This window comes from Pseudoxanthomonas sacheonensis, from assembly GCF_010093305.1.
Classification (GTDB): Bacteria; Pseudomonadota; Gammaproteobacteria; order Xanthomonadales; family Xanthomonadaceae; genus Pseudoxanthomonas_A; species Pseudoxanthomonas_A sacheonensis.
Map to the genome: position 1 here is coordinate 1 of NZ_PDWS01000002.1, position 25,138 is coordinate 25,138.

Sequence of the window (25,138 nt, forward strand, 5' to 3'; positions counted from 1 at the left end):
CCGACTCGATGGGCATGCTGGCGCTGGTGGCGGCCAACGTCTACGTGGTGTTCTTCAACATGTCCTGGGGTCCGGTGATGTGGGTGATGCTGGGCGAGATGTTCCCCAACCAGATCCGCGGTTCCGGGCTGGCGGTGGCGGGTGCGGCGCAGTGGACGTCGAACTTCCTCATCACCGTCACTTTCCCGATCCTGCTGACCGGCATCGGTCTGGCCGGGGCCTACGGTATCTACACGGTGGCCGCGGTGGTCTCGGTATTCTTCGTGCTCAAGTACGTGTACGAAACCAAAGGTCGGGAGCTGGAACAGATGCAGGGTTGATGGCCATGCCGGTCGCCCGCTCAGCTTTTCGCCGGACGTTTGCGCTTGGCGATGGGCGCGACCGAATCGCGCGTGACCAGTTGATGCGGGGCCACATGATCGACCACCACGCGCGTGCCGCGGTCCTTGCGCCGGATATTGCGCAGCAGGATGTCGATGGCCGAATCAGCCATCGAGGAGACCGGCTGGTGGACGGTGGTGAGCTCCGGCCAGACCGTGGTTGCGGCGGAAGTGTCGTCGAATCCCACGACCGAGAGGTCGCGCGGCACATCCATGCCTTTGCGATGGGCGACCGAAACCACGGCAGCGGCCATGTCGTCGTTGCTGGCGAAGATCGCGGTGGGCGGCGGACGGTGGGCAAGCAGCTTTTCGCTCGCCTCAAGACCCGACCGGTACGTGTAATAGCCTTGTTGCACCAGCGTTTGATCGTGGGCGATGCCCGCTTCCTTGAGCGCGTCCCGGAAGCCTTCGTAACGGTGGGCGCTGGCGGTCTGGTTGGGATGGCCCTTGATGTAACCGATGCGCGTATGGCCCTGGGAAATCAAGTGCTCGGTCATCTCCTTGCTGGCGCGGAAATCATCGATGCGGACGCAGGAGATTTCGTTGCTGAAACGGCCCGAGGCGATCGCCACCACCGGGATGCCGGCGCCGACGAACTCCTTGATCACCGCCTTGGATTCGCACAGCGGCGGGGGCAGGATCACACCGGCCACGCTCTTGGCCAGGGTGCGCGCCGCACTGCGCTGCTCTTCCGCGTTGAGGTTGTCCCAGGTGTCGATGACCAGCTGGGCGGCCGTGCGCGCTGCACCGCTCAATGCGCCCACCAGGAGTTCGCGCAGATAGGCCGAGCTTGGGTTGGTGTAGATCAGCGCGATGCGGGTGTGCTGCGCCGCGGCCAGCGAACTGGCCGCCAGGTTCGGCGTATAGCCCAGCTCGCGCACCGCGCGCATGACTTTTTCACGGGTGGATTCGCGCACCTTGCCCTGGCCGTTGACCACGCGCGACACGGTCATCGGCGATACGCCGGCCAGTGCCGCCACTTCATCGATGGTGACGGCGCGTCCTTTGCGTCGAACCGATTTCTTGGGTTTTTCCAACGCTCGCACCTTTGCCATGCTGGCGGTTATGGAGGTCTCTGCATGCGTGCGAGCATTCGATGGCCCTGAAAAAAACCTTCAATTGCGAATCAAGACAGGCACGGAGCTGCCCGCATGGTAACGCTAACCGATAGGCACGGCGAGAACCGCGATCGGCCCGGGGGATGTGCGGAGCACCCGGGGTCCGCGCTGCGCCGCCGGACGCTTTCCTTGCCTTTCCGGTCGCGGATTGCCGCGTTCCTGTGCGCGGTGGCCACCGTGCTGTGCGCCTCCGCTGCGCAGGCCGAAGACGGCCATGAACTGTGGTTGCGCCATGGACGACTCGCGGCCGGCCAGGCCGATGCCTACCGCGCACATGCCTCGCAACTGATCGCTGGGCAGGGCACGCCGACCCAGGTCGCGGCGCGTGCGGAGTTGCTGCGGGGCTTGAGCGGCCTGCTGGGAGCGCCGTTGTCCGTGTCGCAAACGGTGACCCGCGATGGCGCCATTGTCGTGGGTACGGCCGCCTCTTCACCGCTGGTGGCGCGTCTTGGCCTGGACCTGTCGGGTCTGGGCGGCGAGGGGTATCTGATACGCACACTCGCAATCGATGGCCATGCCGCCACGGTGATTGCGGCGCAGGAGGATATCGGCGCGTTGTACGGCGCTTTCCATTTTTTGCGCCTGGTGCAGACCGGACAGTCGCTCGAGCGGCTCGACGTGCGCGAATCGCCGCGCCTGAAGCTGCGCGTGCTCAACCACTGGGACAACCTGGATGGACATGTGGAGCGCGGCTATGCGGGCGCTTCGATCTGGGACTGGCACAAGCTGCCCGATTACCTGGACCCGCGCTATGCCGACTATGCGCGCGCCAACGCGTCGCTGGGCATCAACGGCGCCGTGCTCAACAACGTCAACGCCGACGCGCGCAGCCTGACGCCGGCCTATCTGGACAAGACCGCGGCGCTGGCGCGCGTGTTCCGCGCTTATGGCATCCGCGTCTTCCTCAGCGCCCGCTTCAGCGCGCCTATCGAGATCGGCGGGCTCGGGACGGCCGACCCGCTGGATCCCGCAGTGCGGCGCTGGTGGCGTTCGAAGGCCGATGAGATCTACCGGATCATTCCCGATTTCGGCGGCTTCCTGGTCAAGGCCAATTCGGAAAGACAGCCGGGTCCGCAGGACTACGGCCGCTCGCATGCCGGGGGCGCCAACATGCTGGCCGATGCGCTGGCGCCGCATGGCGGTACGGTGATGTGGCGCGCCTTCGTCTATTCGCACGAACAGCCGGACGACCGCGCCAAGCAGGCTTACACGGAGTTCGTGCCGCTGGACGGAAAGTTCCGCAGCAACGTGCTGCTGCAGGTCAAGAACGGCGCGGTCGACTTCCAGCCGCGCGAACCTTTTCATCCGCTGTTCGGCGCGATGCCGAAGACTCCGTTGATGATGGAGTTCCAGATCACCAAGGAATACCTGGGGTTCGCCACCCATCTGGTTTATCTGGGTCCGCTGTACGAGGAAACATTGCGGTCGGACACCTACGCACGCGGCAAAGGCTCGACCGTAGCCAAAGTTATCGACGGCTCGCTGGACGGCCATACGCTGACCGGTATCGCCGGGGTGGCCAACATCGGCGCGGACCGCAACTGGAGCGGATCGCATTTCGACCAGGCCAACTGGTACGCCTATGGCCGCATGGCCTGGAATCCTGATCTGCCGTCGCGTGCGATCGCCGAAGAGTGGGTGCGGATGACGTTCTCCAACGATGAGCGATTGGTGGCGCCGGTGGTGGAGATGATGATGGGCTCGCGGCAGGCGGCGGTGGACTACATGACCCCGCTGGGCCTGCATCACGTCATGGCGCGCGGCCATCACTATGGTCCCGCTCCCTGGGTGGAAGGCGGTCCGCGCGCCGACTGGACATCGGTGTATTACCACCGCGCCGGCAAGGACGGCATCGGTTTCGATCGCTCGGCGCATGGCAGCAATGCGGTCGCGCAGTATTTCCCGCCGGTGGCGCGCGAGTTCGGCGATGTGCATCGCGTGCCCGAGGATTTGCTGCTCTGGTTCCACCACGTTCCCTGGGACTACAAGACCCGCTCGGGCCGTCCGTTGTGGGACGAACTGGCGTACCGGTACGAGCGCGGGGTGGACTACGTGCGCACGATGCGGAACACCTGGGATGGTCTGGAGCCATACGTGGATGCCGAGCGCTACGCGCAGGTGGCTGCGTTTCTGGGCATCCAGGAGCGGGAAGCGCAATGGTGGCGGGACGCCAGCATCGCGTATTTCCAGACGTTCTCGGAGCGGCCGCTGCCGCCCGGGATCGCGCCGCCGGCGCATTCGCTCGATTACTACAAGTCGCTGGATTTTCCGTACGCCCCGGGAGATGGCCGATGAAGCCGGTTGCATCATCGGCGCACCTGCTTCCGCGTCGCGCCGGCGGTTTGCTGGCGGCAGTGGCTTTCGGCTTCGCCGCCTGGGCTGCAAAGGCGGAAGAGCCGGCCAAGGCCCCGTTGTTTCATGCGATGTTCCAGGACCACGCGGTGTTGCAGCGGGACAAGCCGATCCGGGTCTGGGGCCGTGCGAAACCTGCGCAACGGGTGCACGTCGCGTTGGCTGGAAAGAAGACGCATGCGAACGCGGACGGGCAGGGTTACTGGGAAGCGCGGCTGCCGGCGTTGAAGGCGGGCGGCCCCTACACCTTGACCGCGACGGCGGGCGGCGCCTCGCAGACGGTCGGCGATGTGCTGGTCGGAGATGTGTGGTTGTGTTCCGGCCAATCGAACATGGAATTGCAGGTCTGGCGTTCGTTGGATGCGCGAGCCGAGATCGAAGGCGCGCACGGCGAAACGATTCGCCTGTTGACGGTTCCGCAGACGGGCAGTGTGGTTCCGCTGGAAACTTTTCCGACGCCCACGCAATGGCGAAAGGTCACTCCCGACACGCTGCGCGATTTCTCAGCGGCCTGCTTCTACTTCGCTCGCGAACTGCAGAAAACCGTCGACGTGCCCATGGGACTGGTCAATGCGGCCTGGGGCGGTTCGCGCATCGAAGCCTGGACCAGCGGCCAGGGGCTGCGCACAAGCGGCGGATACGACGACGATCTGGACGTGCTGGAGAAATACGCAGTCGATCCAGCCGAAGCGACCGGACGCTGGGGCGAGTTATGGGGCCGGTGGTGGTCGAACCGCGTCGGCACCAAGCACGGCGACGAACCCTGGAGTCCTGCGTACTCCACCGGCAACGAATGGCGCAGCGCACCGCGTGATCTGGGCGCCTGGGAGCGCTGGGGCGTGCCAGAACTGGCGGACTACAACGGCATGGTCTGGTATCGCACCAAGGTCCGTCTTACCGCAGAACAGGCTGAGCAGAGGGCAGTGTTGTTGCTGGGTTCAATCGACGAGATCGACATGACCTGGGTAAACGGACGCGCCGTAGGCAGTACCTACGGGCCGGGTTCGAGCCGCGAATACCCGCTTCCGGAAAACCTGTTGCATGCCGGCGACAACGTGGTTGTCGTCAATGCGCTGGATACCTATCGCGACGGAGGAATGAACGGTCCTGCCTCCGCTTACGCGCTGCAGTTGCAGGATGGAACGCGAATCCCCCTGGATGGCGGATGGCAATACCGGATGGCACCGGGCGAAGACCTGCCGCCAAGTGCGCCATGGCAGACGGCGGGCGGGCTATCGACTCTGTACAACGGAATGATCGCGCCCATCGGCCGTTACGGCTTGCGCGGCTTGTTGTGGTACCAGGGAGAATCAAACATCACGCAGGCGGGACGCTACCACGTGCGCCTGCAGGACCTGCGGAACGACTGGCGTGCGCGCTTCGGTGCGGATATCCCCCTGCTGATCGTGCAACTGGCCGGCTATGGCATGCCTGATACGAAACCTGCCGAAAGCGGTTGGGCCGAGTTGCGGGAGGCGCAGCGGAAAGCGGCCGCCGGCGATCCGCATACGGGACTGGCCGTCACCATCGACATCGGCGACCGTTACGACATCCATCCGCCAAACAAGCAGGAGCTCGGACGCAGGCTGGCGCGTGTGGCGCGCCATCTGGTGTATGGGGAAAAGCTGCCGCCTTCCGGTCCGGTACCGCTGTCGGCCCGGCGCGACGGCGATTCGGTGGTGGTGGATTTCGGCGACGTAAGCGGACCATTGGTCGCCTATGGATCCCATACCCCGATCGGCTTCGAACTCTGCGGCGCCGAGCCCGCTTCGTGCCGTTATGCCGATGCGGAGATTCGTGGCCACGATGTGATCCTGCGCGCGCCGGCGGCACGAGTGTCCACACGCGTGCGCTATGGCTGGGCTGACAACCCCGTAGTCACCTTGTTCGACGGCGCGGGCTTGCCCGCGGGGCCGTTCGAAATCCATATCCCTTGATGCTCGATTTGACGGACGACACCCCGATGAACCCGCAATCCGACACCGAAGCCAACGCACGCAGCTTTCCGTACGACCGTCGCCGCGGTCGATGTCGCGCTGTGGGATCGGTGAGCATGGCCGGACAATGGGAGCAATAGCGATGAAATGGATGAAAGCCGCAATGGGGCTGGTATGCGCGATGCTTGCGATGCCGGTCTGCGCGCAGCAGCCGATTCTGTTCGACTGGTTCGAGTACCGCGGAAAGGACGCTGTCTTCGAGACGCCGCTGCCGGAAAGCAGCTACCGCAATCCGGTGCTGGCCGGCTTCCATCCCGATCCCAGCATCGTGCGGGCGGGCGATCGCTACTATCTGGTGAATTCCAGCTTCACCTATTTCCCCGGGATTCCCGTGTTCGAGAGCACGGACCTGGTGCACTGGCGTCAGATCGGCAATGTCATCGACCGGACATCGCAACTGGACTTCGACGGATTGGGGATGTCGCGTGGCGTGTTCGCGCCGGCCATCGAGTATCACGACGGCACGTTCTACGTAGTCAATACGGCCGTGGACAGCGGCGGCAACTTCATCGCTACGGCCACCAACCCGGCCGGTCCGTGGTCCGATCTCCACTGGCTGCCGACCATCGGCGGAATCGATCCTTCGTTGTTCTTCGACGACGATGGGCGCGCGTATCTGCTCAACAACGATGCGCCGGCGGGACAACCGCGCTACGACGGCCACCGCGCGATCTGGATGCAGGAATTCGACCTCGCCAGAATGCAGCCGTTCGGTCCGCGCAAGGTGCTGATCGATGGCGGCGTGGATCCTTCCAGAAATCCGATCTGGATCGAAGGGCCGCACATATTCAAGCGCGACGGCTGGTACTACCTCAACTGCGCCGAGGGCGGTACAGGCCCGCAGCATTCGCAGGTCATCCTGCGCAGCCGCCAGGTGTGGGGGCCGTACGAACCCTATGAAAAGAATCCCATCCTGACCCAGCGCGATCTCCCGGCCGACCGTGCCCATCCCATCACCAATGCCGGCCATGCCGATCTGGTGGAAGGACCGGATGGCCGCTGGTGGGCCACCTTCCTGGCCAGTCGCAACTATGGCGGAGTGCACTACAACACCGGCCGCGAAACCTTCCTGCTGCCGGTGGAATGGAAAGACGCCTGGCCGGTGATTCTGGAACCGGGCCGCGAGATTCCTTACGTGGCCCCGGGTCCGGGTTACATGTCGCAAACGGGGACGCAGGCACCGTTGACCGGCAATTTCACCTGGCGCGACGAATTCGACGAACCGGCACTGGATCGCGCCTGGATGTATGTGCGTGTGCCCAAGCAGTCCTGGGCCGACTTGGCCGGCCATGCTGGCCAACTCGCCATGCGGCCCCTGGCGGAAGGGCTGGACACGCTGCGCAACCCGGCGTTTCTGGCGCGCCGCCAGCAACACACGGCGTTCGAAGCCAGCACCGCATTGCAGGTGCCGGTCGAGGCCGGTACCGAGGCGGGCATTGCGGCATTCCAGAACGAAACGCACTGGTACTTCCTTGGCGTGCGCCGCAAGGGGCAGGGCATGGAACTGTTCCTGGAAAAGAGCGGTAGCGAAGGCAGGCGCATTGTCGCCGTTAAAACGCTGCCCGCTCCGGATTCGCTGAAACTCAAGATCGCAGGCGACGCCGCCGATTATTCCTTCGGCTTCGATGCAGGCAAGGGCTGGCAATGGCTGAAGCAGAACGAGGACGGCACGTTGCTCAGTACCGACGTGGCCGGCGGCTTCGTCGGCGCCGTAGTGGGACCGCACGCGCGAATAGCGCCGAACGAACAGAACGGAGCAGGCAAATGATCAGCAAAAATACATGGTTGCGGATGTCGGTACGCGGCGGCCTGCTTGCCGGGCTGGCGATGGTCGCGTGGCACACCCAGGATCTCCGTGCCGCGGAGGCGCAGAGCGCGCCAGCGGCCTATCAGGACACGGGGCGCAGTTTCGAAGAACGCGCGGCCGATCTGGTGTCGCGAATGACCCTTGAGGAAAAGGCCGCCCAGATGCAGAACGCGGCGCCGGCGATCGAGCGCCTGGGAGTGCCCGCGTACGACTGGTGGAACGAGGCGCTGCACGGCGTGGCGCGCGCAGGAGGCGCGACGGTGTTCCCGCAGGCCATCGGCATGGCCGCGACCTTCGACGTGCCGTTGATGGACCAGGTGTCGCGGACGATCAGCGATGAAGCGCGCGCCAAGCACCATGAGGCTATCCGGCGCGGCGAACACGGCCGCTACCAGGGCCTGACCTTCTGGTCGCCGAACATCAATATCTTCCGCGATCCGCGCTGGGGGCGCGGGCAGGAAACCTATGGCGAAGATCCGTTCCTGACCGCGCGCATGGGCGTGAGCTTCGTGCGCGGCTTGCAGGGCGACGATCCCAAGTACCGCAAGCTGGACGCAACCGCCAAACATTTTGCCGTGCATAGCGGGCCGGAGGCGGATCGGCATCACTTCGATGCACGCCCCAGTACGCGGGACCTGTACGAGACCTACCTGCCGGCGTTCGAGGCGCTGGTGAAAGAAGGCCAGGTGGATGCGGTCATGGGCGCGTACAACAGGGTCTACGGAGAATCGGCCAGCGCCAGCCAGTTCCTGCTGCGCGATGTGCTGCGCCGCGATTGGGGATTCAAGGGTTATGTGGTGTCGGATTGCTGGGCGATCGTGGACATCTGGAAGAACCACAAGATCGTGGCCACGCGCGAGCAAGCGGCTGCGCTGGCAGTCAAGAACGGCACCGAGCTGGAGTGCGGCGAGGAATATTCCACTTTGCCCGAAGCCGTGCGCAAAGGCTTCATCGCCGAAGCGGAGATCGACGCCGCGCTGACTCAGTTGTTCACGGCGCGCATGCGGCTCGGCATGTTCGATCCGCCCGAGATGGTGCGCTGGGCGCGCATCCCCGCTTCAGTCAACCAGTCGCCGGAGCACGACGCATTGTCGCGCAAGGCCGCGCAGGCTTCGATGGTGCTGCTGAAGAACGACGGCATGCTGCCGTTGTCGCGCAAGTTGCGCCGCATCGCGGTGATCGGTCCCACCGCCGACGACACCATGGCCCTGTTGGGGAACTACTACGGTACGCCGGCGGCGCCTGTGACCATCCTGCAGGGCATCCGCGATGCCGCGCCGCAGGTGGAGGTGGTTCATGCACGCGGCGTCGATCTGGTCGAAGGGCGCGAAGATCCCGCCGCAACGCCGCTGATCGAAGCGCAGTACCTGCGCCCGGCTACGGGCAGCAGCGAAAGAGGACTGCGCGGCGAGTATTTCCGCAGCATCGACCTGTCGGGCAAACCGGCACTGGTGCGCGTGGATGCGCAGATCGGATTCCGCTGGGATCGCGGTTCGCCTACCGACAATCTGATGGCGCGCGGAGAAGCAGGCCCGGGGCAGGGGGTGCCTTCCGACAACTTCAGCATTCGCTGGAGCGGACAGTTGCTGCCGCCGGTGTCGGGCAGCTACCGGATAGAGGCCGCGGCCAACGATGGGTACCGCCTGTACCTGGACGGACGGTTGTTGCTCGACCACTGGCAGTCCAGCGACCGCCTGCGTGCCGACAGCGTCAGTGTGGAACTGGAGGCAGGCCGCGCCTACGACGTGAAAATGGAGTACTACGACGGCGAGCGCGACGCCGGAGTCCGCCTGGCCTGGAACATGCCGGGCGCCAAGCCTCCATTCGAGGAAGCGGTGGAAGCGGCGCGCGGCGCCGATGCGGTGGTGTTCGTCGGTGGACTCACCGGCGATGTGGAAGGCGAGGAGATGACGGTCAATTACCCGGGTTTCGCCGGCGGAGACCGCACCGATATGCGCCTGCCCTCCACGCAGCAAAAGTTGCTTGAGGCGCTGCACGCCACCGGCAAGCCGGTGGTGCTGGTGCTGACCACCGGTTCGGCGCTCGCCGTCGATTGGGCCAAGCAGAACCTGCCGGCGATCCTGGTGGCTTGGTATCCCGGTCAGCGTGGCGGCAATGCGGTGGCCGACGTTCTGTTCGGCGATGCCAATCCTGCCGGGCGTTTGCCAGTGACGTTCTACAAGGCGGACGAGAAATTGCCCGCGTTCGACGATTACGCCATGAAGGGACGTACCTATCGTTACTTCGACGGAGAGCCGTTGTATGCGTTCGGCCATGGCCTTTCCTACACGCGCTTCGCCTATTCGGACCTGAAGCTGGACCACGAAAGCGCTGCGGCTACGCAAACGGTGAATGTGAAGGTGAAAGTGCGCAACAGCGGCGAACGTGCCGGCGAGGAGGTGGTCCAGTTGTATCTGCGCCCGAAGCATCCGCAACGCGAGCGGGCGCGCAAGGAACTGCGCGGCTTCCAACGGGTCACGCTGCAGCCAGGCGAGGAACGCACCTTGACGTTCGCTTTCACTCCGCAGGCCGATCTCAAATATTACGACGATCAGGCTAAGGCCTACGCGGTCGACCCGGGCGACTACGAGGTGCAGGTCGGGGCATCGAGCGCCGATATCCGCCTGATTCGACCGTTCACGGTGAAGACTCGCTGAGGGTCGGTGTTTACCACTCGACGGCGTGCTGACAGCCAGGAGTGGGCTTGAGGGACTAAATACGTATGGCTCGTCATCCCAGCGAAAGCTGGGATCCATTTTGATCTTGCTTCCAGCAAGGAACTTTAAAGTCAACATGGATCCCAGCTTTCGCTGGGATGACGGGTCTATTTATACTTTTTGCGGGAAGGATAAAAAGACAGGTTCCGGTTGTGCAGGCCTTCCTATCGATGGAATTGCAGACCATTGGCTTTCAAGCGTACCCGCGCCACCAGGGTATGCGAACTCATGTAGAGCGTATGTCCGTCGTCGCCGAAAGCGCAGTTGGAGATCGCCGTGCCGGTCTCGATACGGCCGAGACGCTTGCCATCGGGGTCGAACACCAGCACACCACCCGGCCCGGTAGCGAACAGACGTCCGTCTTCGGCAACGGCCATGCCGTCCGGCAATCCCGGAACGCCTTCCCCCAGCAGGTCGGTAGCATCGGCGAACACGAGTTTGCTCGTGACATCGCCTTGCGCGTCCAGTGAGTAAGCCATCCAAATCGGTCGCTTCGGATCCGAGTTGGAGACGTATAGCGTCCGCTCGTCCGGCGACAGCGCGATGCCGTTCGGGAAACTCAGCCCGTCGTCCAACAGATGGACGCTGCCGTCGGTATCGACGCGATACACGCCATTGAACTTCAGCTCCTTGACCGGGGACTCGTCCAATCCTTTCAGCCCGTAGGGAGGGTCGGTGAAGAACACCGCACCGTCGCTGCGCCTGACGACATCGTTCGGACTGTTGAATTTCTTCCCTTGGTACGTCGCTGCGAGTGTGGTTTTCAGTTTCGTTTCCGGATCCAGCCTCGCCACGACACGGGTTCCGGAGTCGGCCAGTACGACCGTTCCGGCCGGTTCCGCATACAAGCCGTTGGCACCTGCCTCACGCAGCGTGCCCGGGTTCGGTCCGGCAAGGCCGGACGGCTTCAGGAAAACGGAGATGCCGTCGCGCTCGCTCCAGCGATATAGTGTGTTTTCCGGCACGTCGGTAAAAAGCAGGTAGTTGCCTTGGCGAACCCAGGCCGGGCCTTCGGCCCAGGTGAAACCCTCGGCTATCTTCTCGATCCTGACATCGGGCGCGACCACGTCGTGGAACGACTCGTCGAATACGGTCAAGCGCCCGAGGGTGGGGAAGGATTGTCGGGAAGCGCCCGCCGCCGCGAAGGCCGCCAACACGACAGTGAGCACTGTTGCAAGAGCGAAGCGGAATGAAGGCATGCTGGTTTCCCTGATGTTGTTATGTACGTCCAAGTGTGAAGCAGGAAATCATCACCTTCAGACGCATGCGAGAAAGACAGTGCAGGTTAATGGCCTTGTTGCAATGCGATATGCCGGTGCCGCAATCCATGCTGCTTTGCAGCGTGCGGACGGTTAATGGTAGCGCTACCATCCGGCATCTTACAGATATCACGCGGCCCGAACCAAAACAATCGGAAGTGGTTTGCTGCAGCGAACCGAATCATCGTCTCCTACATGCGGCCGAAAGGCCGGTCGGCTTAACCAACGCAGCTGCAGCAGAGCAACCGGTGACCATGGACAAGCCCGCGGAAACTCTTTCGGTCAAGGAGAAGATTGGATACAGCCTGGGCGATCTGGCTGCCAACCTCATCTTCCAGACCCTGATCACCTACCTGGCGTTCTTCTACACCGATGTCTACCGGATGCCGGCGGCCACGGCGGCCAAGGTCATCTTCGTAGTGGGGTTGTTGGGCGCCTTCGTGTTCACGCCGCTGATCGGCCTGATCGCCGACCGCACCACGACCCGGTGGGGGAAGTTCAGGCCCTGGATCCTGTGGACGTCGATTCCGTTCGGCGTGCTGTCCCTGCTGGCTTTCAGTACTCCCGATCTGGGCGAGCACGGCAAGGTCGTCTATGCGCTGGTCACCTACACCTTGCTGATACTGGTCTATGCCGCCAACAACCTGCCTTACTCCGCACTCAGTGGAGTGCTGACTGGCAACATGGATCAGAGGAACAGTCTTTCGTCGTATCGTTTCGTAGCGGTCATGGTGGCGCAGTTCATCATCCAGGTGCTGTTGCTGCCTCTGGTGCTGATCCTTGGCAATGGCGACAAGGTGGAAGGCTTCAAGAACACCATGACGGTGTTCGCCATCGTCGGCACTGCGTGTTTCCTCATCACCTTCTTCACCACGCGCGAGCGCATCGTGCCGGTGCCCGAACAGAAATCCGGCGTGATGCAGGATCTGCGCGATCTGACCCACAACGGACCCTGGCTGGTGATGCTGGCGCTCACCATTCTGGTGTTCGTCAACCTGGCCTTGAAAGGCGGGACCTATATCTACTATTTCCAGTATTACCTGAGCGAGCCGGCGCTGGCGGCGTTCCTGCAGGACATCGGCTTCAACGGCTTCATCGAAGGGTTGAACTCGCTGCTGACCGGTGCAGGACTGGCCGCATTCGCCTGGCCCAAGGACGCACCGACTTCCGCCTTCAGTCTGTTCAATGCCGGCGGCATCATCTTCATGATCGTGGGCATCGGGTTTTCGCGGTGCCTGGCCGACCGCTTCGGCAAGCGCGACGTTTTCGGCGCCGCGCTGCTGGTTTCCACATTGTTCCTGCTGGCGTTCTACTTTTATTCGCCCGAGTCCATCTGGCTGGTATTCGTCAGCTATATCCTGCATGGCTTCTCTTACGGCATCACCATTCCCTTGCTATGGGCCATGATCGCCGATGTGGCCGATTATTCGGAATGGAGGAACAACCGTCGCGCTACCGCCATCATCTTTTCGGCCATGCTTTGCGGGTTGAAGATAGGGTTGAGCATCGGCGGCGCGCTGGTGGCCGGCATTCTGGCGTTCTATGGCTATGACGCCGATGCCGGCGTGCAGCCGCCGCAAACGGTCAATGGCATTCGTCTGGCGATCAGCGTGTTCTGCTCCATTCCGTTCCTGGTGGCCGTGGCCATGCTGTTTCTCTACAAGATCGACAAGCGCATGGAGTCGCGTATCGAAAGCGAGCTGGGTGCGCGCAGATTGCAGAGCGCGGCCGTCTCCTGAACACTTCAGCATCCATATGGGACCTGTCCTGCCATGCCCGATGAATCGGCCTTCGTCGATCTGCAAGCGCTAGCCGCCAAGGCCATTTCGCAGCCGCTGGTGAGCCACATCTACACGGCCGATCCGTCGGCGCACGTGTTCGATGGCCGTCTCTATATCTATCCGTCCCACGACATCGACGCGGGCATCCCGTTCAATGACGATGGCGATCATTTCGGCATGCAGGACTATCACGTACTGCGCATGGAGTCGCCCGAGGGCGAGGCGGTCGATTGCGGCGTCGCTCTGCATATCAGGGATGTGCCCTGGGCCGAGCGGCAGATGTGGGCGCCGGATGTGGCGTACCGCGACGGCAACTACTATCTCTATTTTCCTGCGAAGCGCGCGGACGGCATTTTCCAGATCGGCGTGGCGGTAAGCGATAACCCGGCGGGACCTTTTGTGGCCGAGCCGCAGGCGATCGAAGGCAGCTATTCGATAGACCCTGCCGCCTTCACCGACGACGATGGAACCTGCTATCTGTATTTCGGCGGACTTTGGGGCGGGCAACTGCAGAAGTACCGCGACAACGCGTACGACGCCTCGCACGAAGAGCCTATGGCCGGTCAGCCGGCGCTGGGTCCCCGCGTAGCGCGGCTGGAGGCGGACATGAAACGCTTCGCCGAAGCGCCGCGCGAGGTGCTGATAGTGGACGAAGCGGGGCAGCCATTACGCGCCGACGACCATGCGCGCCGATATTTCGAAGGCCCGTGGATGCACAAGCATCTGGGCAAGTACTACCTCTCGTATTCGACAGGCAATACCCATCTGCTGTGTTATGCGTTGAGCGACAACCCTTATGGGCCTTTCGTCTATCAGGGCGTAATCCTGCAACCGGTGGTGGGCTGGACGACCCATCATTCGATCTGTCAGTTCCAGGGTCGCTGGTATTTGTTCTATCACGACTCCTTGCTTTCCGGCGGCGTGACTCACCTGCGTTCGGTCAAGGTGACAGAACTCCATTACGACGGGCAGGGCAGGATCCGGACCATCGACCCCTATGGCGGTTGATCCTCGCCATCTGCCAGCACTGGACGCAATGGCGCCCATGCAGCCGGGGCCGCTGATCGCGATCGGCAACGCAGGGCTACGCGTGACTATCGCGCCGCAGGCCGGTGGGCGCATTGCGCAGATCCATTGCGACGGCATCGATCATCTCGTTGGCTACGATGATGCCAATCAGGCGATGATCGCCTGGGGAAGTTATCCGATGGTGCCGTGGGCAGGCCGCATTCGCCAGGGTCGATTCGACTTCCAGGGCCGGGAATACCAGCTGCCGCTGAACCTGGACGCGCACGCCATTCATGGCGTTGGCTTCACGATGGCCTGGCAGGTGGAAGCGCATGAAACCCATGCCGTAGAGCTTTCGCTGGCACTGCCCGAAGACGAACGCTGGCCGTTCGGCGGAACCGCGCATCAGCGGATCGAGGTGGGCGAGGGCCGGTTGAAGATGGAGTTGTCGGTGCGCGCTGGTGCGGCTCCGATGCCGGCCGTCATCGGCTGGCATCCGTGGTTCCGCAAACCGGAGCAACTGCTGTTCTCGCCCAGCGGCATGTATCCCCGCGACCAGCAGGGAATCGCGATACTGCCATTGGTGGAGCCGCTGCCGGGTCCATGGGACGACTGCTTCATCAACCAGGCGCCGGTCGTGCTGCAACGCGCGGGCCAACGCCTGCAGTTGAGTTCGGACTGCACACATTGGGTGGTCTACGACCAAACCGCCCACGCCACCTGTATAGAGCCTCAAAGCGGCCCGCCCGATGCGTTCAATCTGGAGCCGACGATAATTCTGCCTGGGGAAACGCTGCGGAAGAGATTCTTGATCGAATGGCTGGAGCCTCGATAGGGGTGAGGCCTTCCGAGCGGCTTTGCCGCGCCGACCCAGCTATGGGCGTACAAGATCCAGTCAGCGCCCTGTGTATTTTACATAATATAGATTATGCGAAATTAGATATTGGAGCTGCTTGCCCTGGCGACTGCTCGGTTCTGGCTTCGAGGCTGTTTCTGCACACGCCGCCAGCCAGGATCTGAGCTCTGCCATGCTCAGGATCAAGCCACTGTCATGCTTAGGCGTGTACTACTCGACTTGATGGTCTTGGACGGAACTAGACGATTGCCAGTAACGCCACGAACAGATGGAGCGCGAAACAGATGCAGTCTTTGCAGAAACAATTCGACCTCAGCCTCGCTTATCCGCAATGGCAAGGATCGGGTCGGCACGAGAATCTCCCGCGTGGCGCTGCAGCGGCAGCTGCGGTGTGCGGGCGGTACGCGCCACTGGTACGGGTGCCCTTGGACGACGGCAACGTGGAAGCCGCTTACGGCGTACGGCGTTGGGAAGCGGTCTTTGCGCAGTTCCGCAGCGCTCAGGATATCCTCGCACGCTCCGGTGCCAGGCGTGTGCTGACCGCTGGCGGAGATTGCGCAGTGGATGTCGCAGTGATCGATTATCTAAGCGGAATACATCCTGGCCTGCGCGTAATCTGGGTCGATGCCCACCTGGATGCGAACACACCCGAGACTTCCCCCAGCGGCAACTTCCATGGCATGCCGGTGAGCGCCATTCTGGGGCGCGCACCCGAACCGATGCGGCCCTTCCTGCGCGCTCCGCTCGACCCGGCCCGCTTCCACTACTTCGGCATCAGGGTCGGGGACGACGGCGACTGGGCGTTGCAGCGTGAACTGGATTTGAAGTTGCTGGATCCGGAAGTGTCCATCGACGGGCCGGTCCATATCCATTTCGACCTGGACGCGCTCGATCCGCGCGAATTTCCTTACGTCGCTTATCCCGAAGGCGGCCTCGGGATCGAAGACGCAATCGCCCTGGTCGGCCGCATAGCACGCGAGTCGGACTTGGTCGGCCTCACGGTGACCGAATTCGCCCCTGCCGATGAAGATGAAGCCCGCGAAGGCAGCAAGACGATTGCGAGGCTCTGCGAGGCAGCCCTCGATCCATGAAGCCGCAACCGGTGCCCGTGCGTTTCGCACGATGATCCGGTTGCGGATGCATGGACAGCACCACTCCCCTGCCCTCTGTATCGGGCTCTAGGGCGACACGCTGCACGACAGCGTGAAGGTCACGCTCCCGTTCGCAGGCAGCGTTGGAATGCCGATTCCGGCGGCGGATTGCATCGCGGTGGCCAGCGCGGACCCGGTCTCGGCAGGGCACGTTGCACCATTGCTTGAACCGCAAGTCGCAGTGGCGCAGGTCAGTCCTGTCAACGGAGTATCGCGTACTACAGCGCCGTCGGCTGCGCCCGGCCCCAGATTCGTGGCCACGATGGTGTAGTCGACATTCGATCCGGCAGGTACCGTATCGTTGCCGCCGTCCGTGCTGCCGCTCGCCGGGGTGTTGGTCTTGGTGATCTGCAGGTTCGCGATGGCGCTATTGGTGAATGTGCAGGTGATGTTGGCATCCGCCGCCGTCGCTGCGGCATCGAGAAGGACAGTGCGCGCGGCCAGATCCGGCGTGGCCGTGCCGCCCGCGCCGAGTCCCGTGCACACGATGCCCGTCAAGGCGAAGCCGGTTGCCGCATCTTCGGTGAGGGTGACGGGCGCGCCCGCCGCGGTCAGCGATTGCGCTGCGCCGCTGACCGCGGTGTTCGGCGCCGTCGTGGTCAGGCTTTGCGCGGCGATGCCGTTGTCGCCGCTGAAGGAGAACGTACCCACGCCACCGGTGCTGATTTTGGCGATGGTCACGGTCGGCGCTATTTGCGGCAAGGCCAACCGATAATCTTCCGCCTCGCCGTTAACGGCTACGCCGGCGGGATTGGCTATGCTCGCTTCATCGGGCGACAAGCGCAGGCGCATGTAGCTCGTCGCCTGCGTCGTATAGTCGGCCGGAATAGTCCAGGTCAGCGAGACCGTGCCGCTGCCGCTCGGACAGGTCGCCGTCGCCGAACGGTCGTCGGCATCGAAGCTGCCGTTGCCGTCGAAGTCGATCCAGCCCGCTACGAAAGCCGGCCCGGTGCAGGCGATATTCGAAATCGTGTAACTCGCGCCGGATGGACCGCTTGGCGGCGGCACGGCGGCATAGCCGCTTCCCAGCGGGCCCGTGGTCTTGGGCAGAGCGTCGACGTCGGAGCCGCCGACCGCACCGGCAGCATCGGGATCCGGCTCGATCGTCGCGCCGAGGCGCGCGCCGGGCACCACCGTCGCCAGATTGGCGCGGTCGTTGTAGTCGCCGCCGGTGACCGCGACGCCCCCGCTCCAGTTGGTATTGAGCACGTGCGCAGCGGCGCTGCCGTACGAGGCGGGAATGGCCTCGGAGAATTCGAGATCGATCACCGCGCCCACTGCGACTGCGGAAACGCCGCCGCCCTGCGCGATGACCCTGGCCGACAAGGCGCCGTCGATGAAACCGACGAGCGCCGGGCCCGCGCGCAGCGAAGGCGTGGCGTTGCCCTCGCAGCTGGTCGCCGGCGCCGTCGGTCCGGCGAACCTGACTTCATTTCCGCTCACGGTGACCGTGGAGCGGATATTGGTGTTGCCGCCGCGGCATTGGGCGATTTCGTCGATCACCCGCAGCGTGCCGCCGCTGGTCAGGCGTGCCGCGACGAACTCGCTGCCGCCGCTGGCTTCTGCATCCGCGAACACCAGGCCGCTGAGTCCGAAAGGCACTCCTCCCAAAGTGGCGCTGCACGAGAAGTCGAACTCGATCGTCGTGCTCCCCGGCGTCGCCAGACCCACGCTCAGCGTATTGGGGTTGGCGCCCTGCCCCGGATGATTGCCGCCGATGTTGTAGAGATCATCGAGGCCGTCGCCCTGCCAACTGCCGGGGGTGTAGACGGTCAAACCGTTCACGGTTCCGCGCGTGCGTGCCGCGTTGCTCAGCGTGCAGGTGATATCGAGACGGTTGGCGCTCGACGCCGGCGTGCCGATATTGAAGCCGCGGGTGATCGTCTTGCCGGCGAAGACATTTTCGCCGTTGTTGCCCCAGTCCACCCAGAAGATGCGCCCGCGATGCAAGCCGCTGCCGCCCGTGGCGAATTGCGCCTGCGCCGGAGACGCCACTGCCAGCAGCGCGCAGAAGGCAATGCCGAGTGCGCCCTTCGAGGCCCAGAATTTCACTTGTGATCGCATGCGTCTATTCCTTTTGGCCGACATCCGGCTTGTATGGTCGTAATCGACGGATCGTCGATCCTGCTGGGGAAGCAATGGCGACAGCGGTTAACCGCATCCTGGGAGATCGCCGTTCGGCTTACGCCAAGCGCGAAATGCGGGCACGGATAGGCCACGGCCCACAGCCGCGCGCAGACTGCCTGGATTCATGACCACCCGACCGCTCCCCTTCAAACGCAGCCGCTGATGGCCTGCGCTCTTTCACGTTCAATGGCTCTCGTACAGCGCCGCTGCACCGAGCTCCCCCTGTTTCAGACCGAAATTCCAGCGCAAGGAGCGATGGAATTGTGATCCGAATCATGAAAATGGTAAGGCAAAATACACTTTACGCCAAGCGGATTTCGCTCCTGTGGCGCTTCGGGACGGGCGTTTTTTTGTCCTGTCGAGACATTGCAGGATGAAATTCGGACGGAACTGCGCTTGTAGCGCTCAACGAGTGGTGGCGCCTTGGTGGTACGCGGTGCGGCCCCTGGCTGTGGCTCGCCCGGGAGAATAACGCATTCCGTTCAAACAGCCTCGATACTTCGCGGCGGACGATACATAAGCGCCTGCGATATCTCATCGGCCGCTTCGCGCAGCGAGTTCAGGGCTTCCTGCACGTTGATCTGCTGCGGACGGCGTTCGATGAAGGGTACCGTGAGCGTGTAAGTGGCGTGCTCCTGCTGCAGGATCGGCGCCGTAAGGTCGATGACGCCGACCACCGCCTCGCTGGGGTGCATCGCATAACCGTGCTCGCGCACTTCGCGCGCGGCTTTCAGGAATTGCGCGCGCTCGTAAGGCACTTCGCTCTCATCGATCAATTTCAGCCAGCGCGCCTGGACGTCTTCCTGTTGGAATGCGAACAACACCAGACCCGAGGTCGAGTGCGCCAACGGCCGCCGATGGCCGGGGCGCACCACCAGGCCCAGATCGCTGGGCGCATCGATCTGGGCGATGACCACGATCTGGTCGTCGGAGGGCGCGACCAGATGGCAGGGTTGGCGGATTCTGTCGGCCAGATGCCGCATCACCGGCAGCGCCACTTCGGTGACGTTCTGCACCTGCGGCTGCTGCATGCCGAGCATGAACAGACGGTTGGTGAGCATATAGTCCCCGTTGCCGGCTACTTTGGTCAGGTAGCCGCGCTCTTCGAGCACCTGCAGCATGCGGAAGATTTCGCTGCGCGAACGCCCCACGCCTTCCGAGATTTCGCCCATGGATCGGGGGCCGGCGTTCTGGGCCAGCAGCTCCAGGATGTCCAGGCCCTTGTCCAGAGCGGGCGCGCGATACTTGGGGGTCTTGGCAGTCATGCTGAACAGCATAAGGGAACAAGGTGAGTGCCGGCATGGGTGCCGGAGACCGAAGCTTGCAGTTCGGCGGCCAGCATTGCATTCATATATAAATATTATTTTTATATTTGCATAATAACGTCGGTCGCAGTAGGCTCCAAAAGACGCCAGCGCAGCAAGCCTTGGGAGGGGTAAGCGGCATGCACTTCGAAGACGCCACCACGGTTGCGCCGAACTCTTTGGTCCGGACCGCCATTCTGCCTCTGGTCCTGATTGTCAGTCTGTTCTTCCTGTGGGGAATGGCCAACAACCTCAACGACATCCTGATCAAGCAGTTCAAGAAAGCCTTCGAGCTTTCGGATTTCCAGGCCGGTCTGGTGCAGAGCGCGTTCTATCTGGGCTACTTCGTGTTCGCCATCCCCGCCGGCATGTTCATGCGGCGCTACAGCTACAAGGCGGCGATAGTCCTTGGGCTGTTGCTGTACGCCACCGGCGCGTTCCTGTTCTATCCGGCGGCGCAAGCGCATACCTACAATCTCTTCCTGCTGGCGCTGTTCGTGATCGCCAGCGGCCTGGCGTTTCTGGAAACCACGGCCAACCCGCTCGTCACCGTCCTGGGTCCGGCCGAAGGCGCAGCGAGGCGCTTGAACCTGGCGCAGGCATTCAACCCATTGGGCTCGATCACCGGCATCCAGATCGGGCAGCATTTCATTTTTTCGGGCATCGAACATTCGGCGGCCGATCTGGCGGCGATGAGTCCTGCGGCGCGCCAAGCGTTCCATGCGGCCGAATCTTCGGCCGTGCAGACCCCGTACCTGGTCATCGGCGGAATCGTGGTGCTCTGGGCGTTGTTGATCGCGCTGACCCGCTTTCCCGCAACCTCGAGCGCAGCCGAACCGGCAGGTCAGCGCCACGGCATTTTCGGCCGCCTTTTGCGCAAGCGGCGCTTCGTCCTGGCCATCGTGGCCCAGTTCTTCTACGTGGGCGCGCAGGTCGGCATCTGGAGTTTCCTGATTCGATACATCCAGGACGGTTTGCCGGGAACGCCCGAAAAGTCGGCCGCGGCGTATCTCACCGTTTCTCTCGTGCTGTTCATGCTTGGGCGGTTCGTGGGCACGGCGCTTTTGCGCTATCTGTCCCCTGCCCGTCTGCTGGCGATATTCGCGCTGATCAATCTGGCGCTTTGCGCGATGGCGGTGGCGACGCCGCATTCGATCGGCGTGTACGCGCTGGTGGCCAGCAGTATTTTCATGTCGGTCATGTTCCCGACCATCTTCGCGTTGGGCCTGGAAGGATTGGGCGATGACGAGCGAAAGCTGGGGTCCTCGCTGATCGTCATGGCGATCATCGGCGGCGCCATCCTGACCGCGCTGATGGGGGCGGTTTCGGACCAGGCGGGCATCCATTGGGCAATGGCGGTCCCGGCCCTGTGCTTTGCGGTGATCTTGTGGTTCGCCTTGGCCTCTGTCGGCCAAAGCCGGCCTGCGGCCGGGAGGGCTTGAGCAATGCCGCGGCTTTATTACGCGCTGGATCTGCACAACGATCCGGCGCTGATCGCCGAATACGAGCGCTGGCATAGCCCACAGGCGATCTGGCCCGAGATCGTCGATTCCATCGTCGCAGCTGGAATACGCGACATGGAGATACACCGTATCGGCGACCGCCTGGTGCTGACCATGGACGTGGACGAGGACTATTCGCCCGAAGCCAAAGCCACCGCCGATGCCGCCGACCCTAGGGTACAGGCGTGGGAGGCCCTGATGTCGTCGTTCCAGAAACCGCTGCCCGGATCCGCGCCGGGCGAGAAGTGGCGGCTTATGACGCGTATTTTCTCGCTGTCCGAATCCCGCAGGGACAAGTAAGGGCCTTCCCCGCTGCCCTGCTCTGCTTCGCTCGCCGGCCGATCAAAGCGCAAGCAAGTCGCGGCCGGCCTTGTTCAAGTCGGTGCAGCCGGTCAGCGACATGGCCACTTCCAGCTCGGCCTTGAAGGTCGCCAGCATTTCGCTCACGCCCTGCCCGCCGCCTGCGCCCAGCGCATAGGCCCAGGCTTTTCCCACCAGGCAGCCTTGCGCGCCTGTGGCCAGCACGCGCAGGACGTCCAGGCCGGAGCGGACGCCGCCGTCCATCAGGACCGGGACCCGTCCCCCCACTTCATCCAGTATCGCCGGCAAAGCCGCTATGCCAGACAGTACGCCGTCCAGCTGGCGACCGCCGTGGTTGGACACCACGATGCCGTCGGCGCCGGCGGCCAATGCATCGCGCGCATCCACGGGATCCAACAGGCCCTTGATCACGATGGGGCCATCCCAGTGGCTGCGCACCCACTCCAGGTCTTTCCAGGTAACGGTGGGATCGAAGTTGTTTTTGATCCAGCCCGCGAACGCGCCCAGCCCCGCTTCGCCGATCACTTCCGGCGGGATATTGCCGAAACGGTGCGGTCCTCCGCGCAGCTGCACGTTCCATAGCCAGCGTGGATGGGTAGCGCCCTGCCAGGCGCGCATGCATGCGCCCTTCATGCCGGTAGGCCCCGACATGCCGGAACGCAGGTCGCGGTAACGCGCACCGGCGATCGGCAAGTCCACGGTCAGCAGCAACACCGGGCATCCGGCGGCCTTGGCCCGTTCGATCAGGTTTTTGCAAAAGCCGCGGTCGCGCACCATGTAAAGCTGGAACCAGACCGGCGCCCCGCTGCCGCCAACCACCTCCTCCAATCCGCAGATGCTCAGCGTGGACAGGCAGAACGGAACCTGGGCCGCCTGCGCGGCGCGCGCCGCCTGCACTTCGCCGCGCCGCGCGTACATGCCGGCGAAACCGACCGGCGCCAGCGCCAGCGGCATGCTCATCTCCTGGCCGAACAGCGTGGTCGCCATCGACAGTCCGGAAATGTCGGTCATCACGCGCTGGCGCAGTGCGATCGCCTTCAGGTCGTCGACATTCCGCCGCAGCGTGATTTCGTCGTACGAGCCGCCGTCGATATAGTCGAACAGCAAGCGCGGCAACCGCCGTCGTGCGGCGGCGCGCAGCTCTGAAACGGGCCTGGCCATGGTTCGACTCCGACTCTAGGTAGAGCGTTGATGCGGAATGTTATCCCGCCGCCTGCGCATTGAGGCCTTGCGACGCAAGCGCAAGCGCTTCTTCGCTCCATACCGGGCCGCTTGGATAAAGATGCCGCCGCACGGAGTCGACATGCATCTCCGCCGAGAATCCCGGAAGCGCCGGCGCCAGGTAGCGGCCATGCCGGATGGTCACCGGTTCGACGAAATGCTCGTGCAGGTGATCGACGAACTCGATGGCGCGATCCTCCATGCTGCCGCTGATGGCGATGAAATCCGCCATGGCCAGGTGCTGGACCAGTTCGCACAGGCCCACGCCGCCGGCATGCGGAAACACGCGTATGCCGAACTTGGCCGCCAGCAGCAGGATGGCCAGGTTTTCGTTGACCCCGCCCACGCGCGCCGCGTCTATCTGGATCAGGTCCACCGCCTGCGCCTGCAGCAGCTGCTTGAAGACGACACGGTTCTGCGTGTGCTCGCCGGTGGAAACCGGCACCGGCGCTATGCCGCGACGGATGGCGGCATGGGCCAGGATGTCGTCCGGACTGGTCGGCTCTTCGATCCAGGCGATGCCGAAGGGCGCAAGCTGTTTCATCCAGGCGATGGCAGGACCGACATCCCAGCGCTGATTGGCGTCCACCGCCATCGCGACCTCCGGGCCGATGGCTTCGCGCGCCAGACGGCAGCGGCGCATGTCGTCTTCGATACTGAGTCCGACCTTGAGCTTGATGGTGCGGAAGCCGTCCTCCACCGCTTCCCTGGCCAGACGCGTCAGCTTTTCGTCGGAATAGCCGAGCCAGCCGGGCGAAGTGGTATAGGCGGGATAGCCGTCCTGCAGTAGCGACGCCATCCGTTGCGCCTTGCCCGGTTCGGCGGCGCGCAACAGATCCAGCGCCTGCTCGGGCGTGAGCGCATCGGAGAGATAGCGGAAATCGATGGTGCGCACCAGTTCTTCCGGCGTCATGTCGGCGATGTAGCGCCACAACGGCTTGCGCGCGCGACGGGCGGCCATGTCCCACACGGCATTGATCACCCCGCCGATGGCCATGTGCATCACGCCCTTCTCCGGGCCCAGCCAGCGCAGCTGCGAATCGTCGGTCAGGGTGCGTGCGAACGAACCCAGGTCGTCGAGCACCGCATCCACGTCGCGCCCCACCACCAGATGCGAGAGAGCGGAGATCGCAGCGGTCTGCACGTCATTGCCGCGCCCGATCGTGAAGACCAGCCCATGGCCGGCCAGCCCATCGGGATCGTCGGTGCGCAGGATGAGATAGGCGGCCGAATAATCGGGATCCGGATTCATCGCGTCGGAACCGTCCAGCTCGCGCGAAGTGGGAAAACGGACGTCGTAGGTGTCTATTGCGGTGAATTTGCTCATGCCCTTTCCTCAGGCTTCCTTATGCTGTTCGATGCGGCGGTCGGCGGACATGTCAATGCTTGCCATAGGCAACGACCTGCTGCCGTTGCTGGCCCAGTCCCTGGATACCCAGCTCCATGACGTCTCCGGGCTTGAGGTAAACCGGCGGCTTCTGGCCGAGGCCCACGCCCGGCGGCGTGCCGGTACTGATCACATCGCCCGGCATGAGGGTCATGTAGCGGCTGATGTAGCTGACCAGCTTCGCGACCGTGAACACCATGGTCCGGGTATTGCCGTTCTGGTAACGGTGGCCGTTCACTTCCAGCCACAACGCCAGGCTCTGCGGGTCCGGAATTTCGTCGCGGGTGACCAGCCAGGGGCCGATGGGGCCGAAGGTGTCGCAGCTCTTGCCCTTGACCCACTGTCCGCCGTGCTCGAGTTGGAACTCGCGCTCGGACAAGTCGTTGATGACCGCGTAGCCGGCCACATGGTCCAACGCCGTTTCGACCGGTACGTCATGGGCCCGGTCGCCGATCACCACGCCCAGTTCGACCTCCCAATCGGTCTTGTGCGAATCGCGCGGGATCACCACCGTGTCGTCGGGTCCGATCACCGCGCTGGTCGCTTTCATGAACAGCACCGGCTGATCGGGCACGGCCATGCCCGATTCGGCGGCATGGTCGGCGTAGTTCAGGCCCACGCAGATGAACTTGCCGATCCGCCCTACCGCCGCGCCGACCCGTACGCCTTCGGCCACCAGAGGCAAGGAAGCGGTGTCCAGCGCGCGGAGCTTGTCCAAGCCGGCCGCTGTGAGACTCTCGCCGGCGATGTCGTCGACGACACCTCCCAGGTCGCGTATCCGTCCTTGCTCATCCAGCAATCCGGGACGTTCCTGCCCGACAGGTCCGTAACGCAGCAACTTCATCGCAGT

At 63.6% G+C, this 25,138-nt stretch carries 18 protein-coding genes; 11 read left to right on the forward strand and 7 right to left on the reverse strand.

Annotated elements, in window-relative coordinates:
* Window positions 1-320: MFS transporter (locus tag CSC73_RS02040; protein WP_163838802.1), on the forward strand; the 320-nt coding region annotated here is incomplete at its 5' end.
* Between the two features lie 20 nt (window positions 321-340).
* Here the strand turns inward: CSC73_RS02040 and CSC73_RS02045 are convergent.
* Window positions 341-1,435 carry a LacI family DNA-binding transcriptional regulator gene (locus tag CSC73_RS02045; protein ID WP_246197283.1) on the reverse strand — a complete coding sequence of 365 codons (1,095 nt, stop codon included), beginning with the start codon at window positions 1,433-1,435 and terminating at the stop codon, window positions 341-343.
* A gap of 192 nt (window positions 1,436-1,627) precedes the next feature.
* Between CSC73_RS02045 and CSC73_RS02050 the strand changes: the two genes are divergently transcribed.
* The 4 genes from CSC73_RS02050 to CSC73_RS02065 all read left to right on the forward strand — a co-directional run bounded on the left by CSC73_RS02050 (window position 1,628) and on the right by CSC73_RS02065 (window position 10,311).
* The gene (locus CSC73_RS02050) at window positions 1,628-3,793 is read left to right on the forward strand and encodes an alpha-glucuronidase family glycosyl hydrolase (RefSeq protein WP_281352858.1); all 2,166 of its coding nucleotides are present in this window, start codon (window positions 1,628-1,630) and stop codon (window positions 3,791-3,793) included.
* Window positions 3,790-5,787, forward strand: coding sequence for a sialate O-acetylesterase (locus CSC73_RS02055; protein ID WP_163838804.1), 1,998 nt, complete (start codon window positions 3,790-3,792; stop codon window positions 5,785-5,787). The genes CSC73_RS02050 and CSC73_RS02055 overlap by 4 nt, the downstream gene beginning before the upstream one ends.
* 151 nt (window positions 5,788-5,938) lie before the next feature.
* On the forward strand, window positions 5,939-7,615 hold the full coding sequence (locus CSC73_RS02060; protein WP_425502264.1) for a glycoside hydrolase family 43 protein: 1,677 nt from the start codon (window positions 5,939-5,941) through the stop codon (window positions 7,613-7,615).
* Window positions 7,616-7,674: 59 nt separating this feature from the next.
* Window positions 7,675-10,311 carry a glycoside hydrolase family 3 protein gene (locus CSC73_RS02065; protein WP_163839063.1) on the forward strand — a complete coding sequence of 879 codons (2,637 nt, stop codon included), beginning with the start codon at window positions 7,675-7,677 and terminating at the stop codon, window positions 10,309-10,311.
* A gap of 224 nt (window positions 10,312-10,535) precedes the next feature.
* On the opposite strand, the gene CSC73_RS02070 is transcribed toward CSC73_RS02065, so the two are convergent.
* Window positions 10,536-11,570: an SMP-30/gluconolactonase/LRE family protein gene (locus tag CSC73_RS02070; RefSeq protein WP_163838806.1), complete on the reverse strand. Its 1,035-nt coding sequence runs from the start codon at window positions 11,568-11,570 to the stop codon at window positions 10,536-10,538.
* Window positions 11,571-11,884: 314 nt separating this feature from the next.
* Between CSC73_RS02070 and CSC73_RS02075 the strand changes: the two genes are divergently transcribed.
* The 4 genes from CSC73_RS02075 to CSC73_RS02090 all read left to right on the forward strand — a co-directional run bounded on the left by CSC73_RS02075 (window position 11,885) and on the right by CSC73_RS02090 (window position 16,366).
* Window positions 11,885-13,369, forward strand: coding sequence for an MFS transporter (locus tag CSC73_RS02075; protein ID WP_163838807.1), 1,485 nt, complete (start codon window positions 11,885-11,887; stop codon window positions 13,367-13,369).
* A gap of 33 nt (window positions 13,370-13,402) precedes the next feature.
* The gene (locus CSC73_RS02080; RefSeq protein ID WP_163838808.1) at window positions 13,403-14,419 is read left to right on the forward strand and encodes a glycoside hydrolase family 43 protein; all 1,017 of its coding nucleotides are present in this window, start codon (window positions 13,403-13,405) and stop codon (window positions 14,417-14,419) included.
* Window positions 14,409-15,254 (forward strand): aldose 1-epimerase, encoded by an 846-nt coding sequence (locus CSC73_RS02085; protein ID WP_163838809.1) that lies wholly within the window; start codon window positions 14,409-14,411, stop codon window positions 15,252-15,254. The genes CSC73_RS02080 and CSC73_RS02085 overlap by 11 nt, the downstream gene beginning before the upstream one ends.
* A gap of 305 nt (window positions 15,255-15,559) precedes the next feature.
* The gene (locus CSC73_RS02090; protein ID WP_163838810.1) at window positions 15,560-16,366 is read left to right on the forward strand and encodes an arginase family protein; all 807 of its coding nucleotides are present in this window, start codon (window positions 15,560-15,562) and stop codon (window positions 16,364-16,366) included.
* Window positions 16,367-16,453: 87 nt separating this feature from the next.
* Here the strand turns inward: CSC73_RS02090 and CSC73_RS02095 are convergent, their stop codons facing one another.
* Both CSC73_RS02095 and CSC73_RS02100 read right to left on the reverse strand, forming a co-directional pair.
* Entirely contained in the window at window positions 16,454-18,490 is a 2,037-nt protein-coding gene (locus tag CSC73_RS02095) for a CshA/CshB family fibrillar adhesin-related protein (RefSeq protein WP_163838811.1), read from the reverse strand.
* Between the two features lie 545 nt (window positions 18,491-19,035).
* Entirely contained in the window at window positions 19,036-19,818 is a 783-nt protein-coding gene (locus CSC73_RS02100) for an IclR family transcriptional regulator (RefSeq protein ID WP_163838812.1), read from the reverse strand.
* Between the two features lie 179 nt (window positions 19,819-19,997).
* Between CSC73_RS02100 and fucP the strand changes: the two genes are divergently transcribed.
* Together fucP and CSC73_RS02110 are read left to right on the forward strand one after the other, a co-directional pair.
* Entirely contained in the window at window positions 19,998-21,299 is a 1,302-nt protein-coding gene (gene fucP, locus CSC73_RS02105; RefSeq protein WP_163838813.1) for an L-fucose:H+ symporter permease, read from the forward strand.
* A 3-nt stretch (window positions 21,300-21,302) separates the two neighbouring features.
* Window positions 21,303-21,659, forward strand: a complete 357-nt coding sequence (locus CSC73_RS02110; RefSeq protein WP_163838814.1) for an L-rhamnose mutarotase — start codon at window positions 21,303-21,305, stop codon at window positions 21,657-21,659.
* 42 nt (window positions 21,660-21,701) lie between these two features.
* Here CSC73_RS02110 and CSC73_RS02115 read toward each other — a convergent pair whose 3' ends face one another.
* Genes CSC73_RS02115 through CSC73_RS02125 form a run of 3 tightly spaced genes read right to left on the reverse strand, consistent with a single transcriptional unit; the run spans window position 21,702 to window position 25,132 of the window.
* Window positions 21,702-22,841, reverse strand: a complete 1,140-nt coding sequence (locus CSC73_RS02115; protein WP_163838815.1) for an L-lactate dehydrogenase — start codon at window positions 22,839-22,841, stop codon at window positions 21,702-21,704.
* A 40-nt stretch (window positions 22,842-22,881) separates the two neighbouring features.
* Entirely contained in the window at window positions 22,882-24,228 is a 1,347-nt protein-coding gene (locus tag CSC73_RS02120) for an L-fuconate dehydratase (protein ID WP_163838816.1), read from the reverse strand.
* Between the two features lie 52 nt (window positions 24,229-24,280).
* Window positions 24,281-25,132: a fumarylacetoacetate hydrolase family protein gene (locus CSC73_RS02125; protein WP_163838817.1), complete on the reverse strand. Its 852-nt coding sequence runs from the start codon at window positions 25,130-25,132 to the stop codon at window positions 24,281-24,283.
* Window positions 25,133-25,138 lie beyond the last annotated feature (6 nt).

Coding starts and splice junctions, on each gene's coding strand:
- CSC73_RS02045 (WP_246197283.1), bottom strand. CDS start 1,435: ATGGCAAAGGTGCGAGCGTTGGAAAAACCCAAGAAATCGGTTCGACGC.
- CSC73_RS02055 (WP_163838804.1), top strand. CDS start 3,790: ATGAAGCCGGTTGCATCATCGGCGCACCTGCTTCCGCGTCGCGCCGGC.
- CSC73_RS02060 (WP_425502264.1), top strand. CDS start 5,939: ATGAAAGCCGCAATGGGGCTGGTATGCGCGATGCTTGCGATGCCGGTC.
- CSC73_RS02065 (WP_163839063.1), top strand. CDS start 7,675: ATGGTCGCGTGGCACACCCAGGATCTCCGTGCCGCGGAGGCGCAGAGC.
- CSC73_RS02070 (WP_163838806.1), bottom strand. CDS start 11,570: ATGCCTTCATTCCGCTTCGCTCTTGCAACAGTGCTCACTGTCGTGTTG.
- CSC73_RS02075 (WP_163838807.1), top strand. CDS start 11,885: ATGGACAAGCCCGCGGAAACTCTTTCGGTCAAGGAGAAGATTGGATAC.
- CSC73_RS02080 (WP_163838808.1), top strand. CDS start 13,403: ATGCCCGATGAATCGGCCTTCGTCGATCTGCAAGCGCTAGCCGCCAAG.
- CSC73_RS02085 (WP_163838809.1), top strand. CDS start 14,409: ATGGCGGTTGATCCTCGCCATCTGCCAGCACTGGACGCAATGGCGCCC.
- CSC73_RS02090 (WP_163838810.1), top strand. CDS start 15,560: ATGCAGTCTTTGCAGAAACAATTCGACCTCAGCCTCGCTTATCCGCAA.
- CSC73_RS02095 (WP_163838811.1), bottom strand. CDS start 18,490: ATGCGATCACAAGTGAAATTCTGGGCCTCGAAGGGCGCACTCGGCATT.
- CSC73_RS02100 (WP_163838812.1), bottom strand. CDS start 19,818: ATGACTGCCAAGACCCCCAAGTATCGCGCGCCCGCTCTGGACAAGGGC.
- fucP (WP_163838813.1), top strand. CDS start 19,998: ATGCACTTCGAAGACGCCACCACGGTTGCGCCGAACTCTTTGGTCCGG.
- CSC73_RS02110 (WP_163838814.1), top strand. CDS start 21,303: ATGCCGCGGCTTTATTACGCGCTGGATCTGCACAACGATCCGGCGCTG.
- CSC73_RS02115 (WP_163838815.1), bottom strand. CDS start 22,841: ATGGCCAGGCCCGTTTCAGAGCTGCGCGCCGCCGCACGACGGCGGTTG.
- CSC73_RS02120 (WP_163838816.1), bottom strand. CDS start 24,228: ATGAGCAAATTCACCGCAATAGACACCTACGACGTCCGTTTTCCCACT.
- CSC73_RS02125 (WP_163838817.1), bottom strand. CDS start 25,132: ATGAAGTTGCTGCGTTACGGACCTGTCGGGCAGGAACGTCCCGGATTG.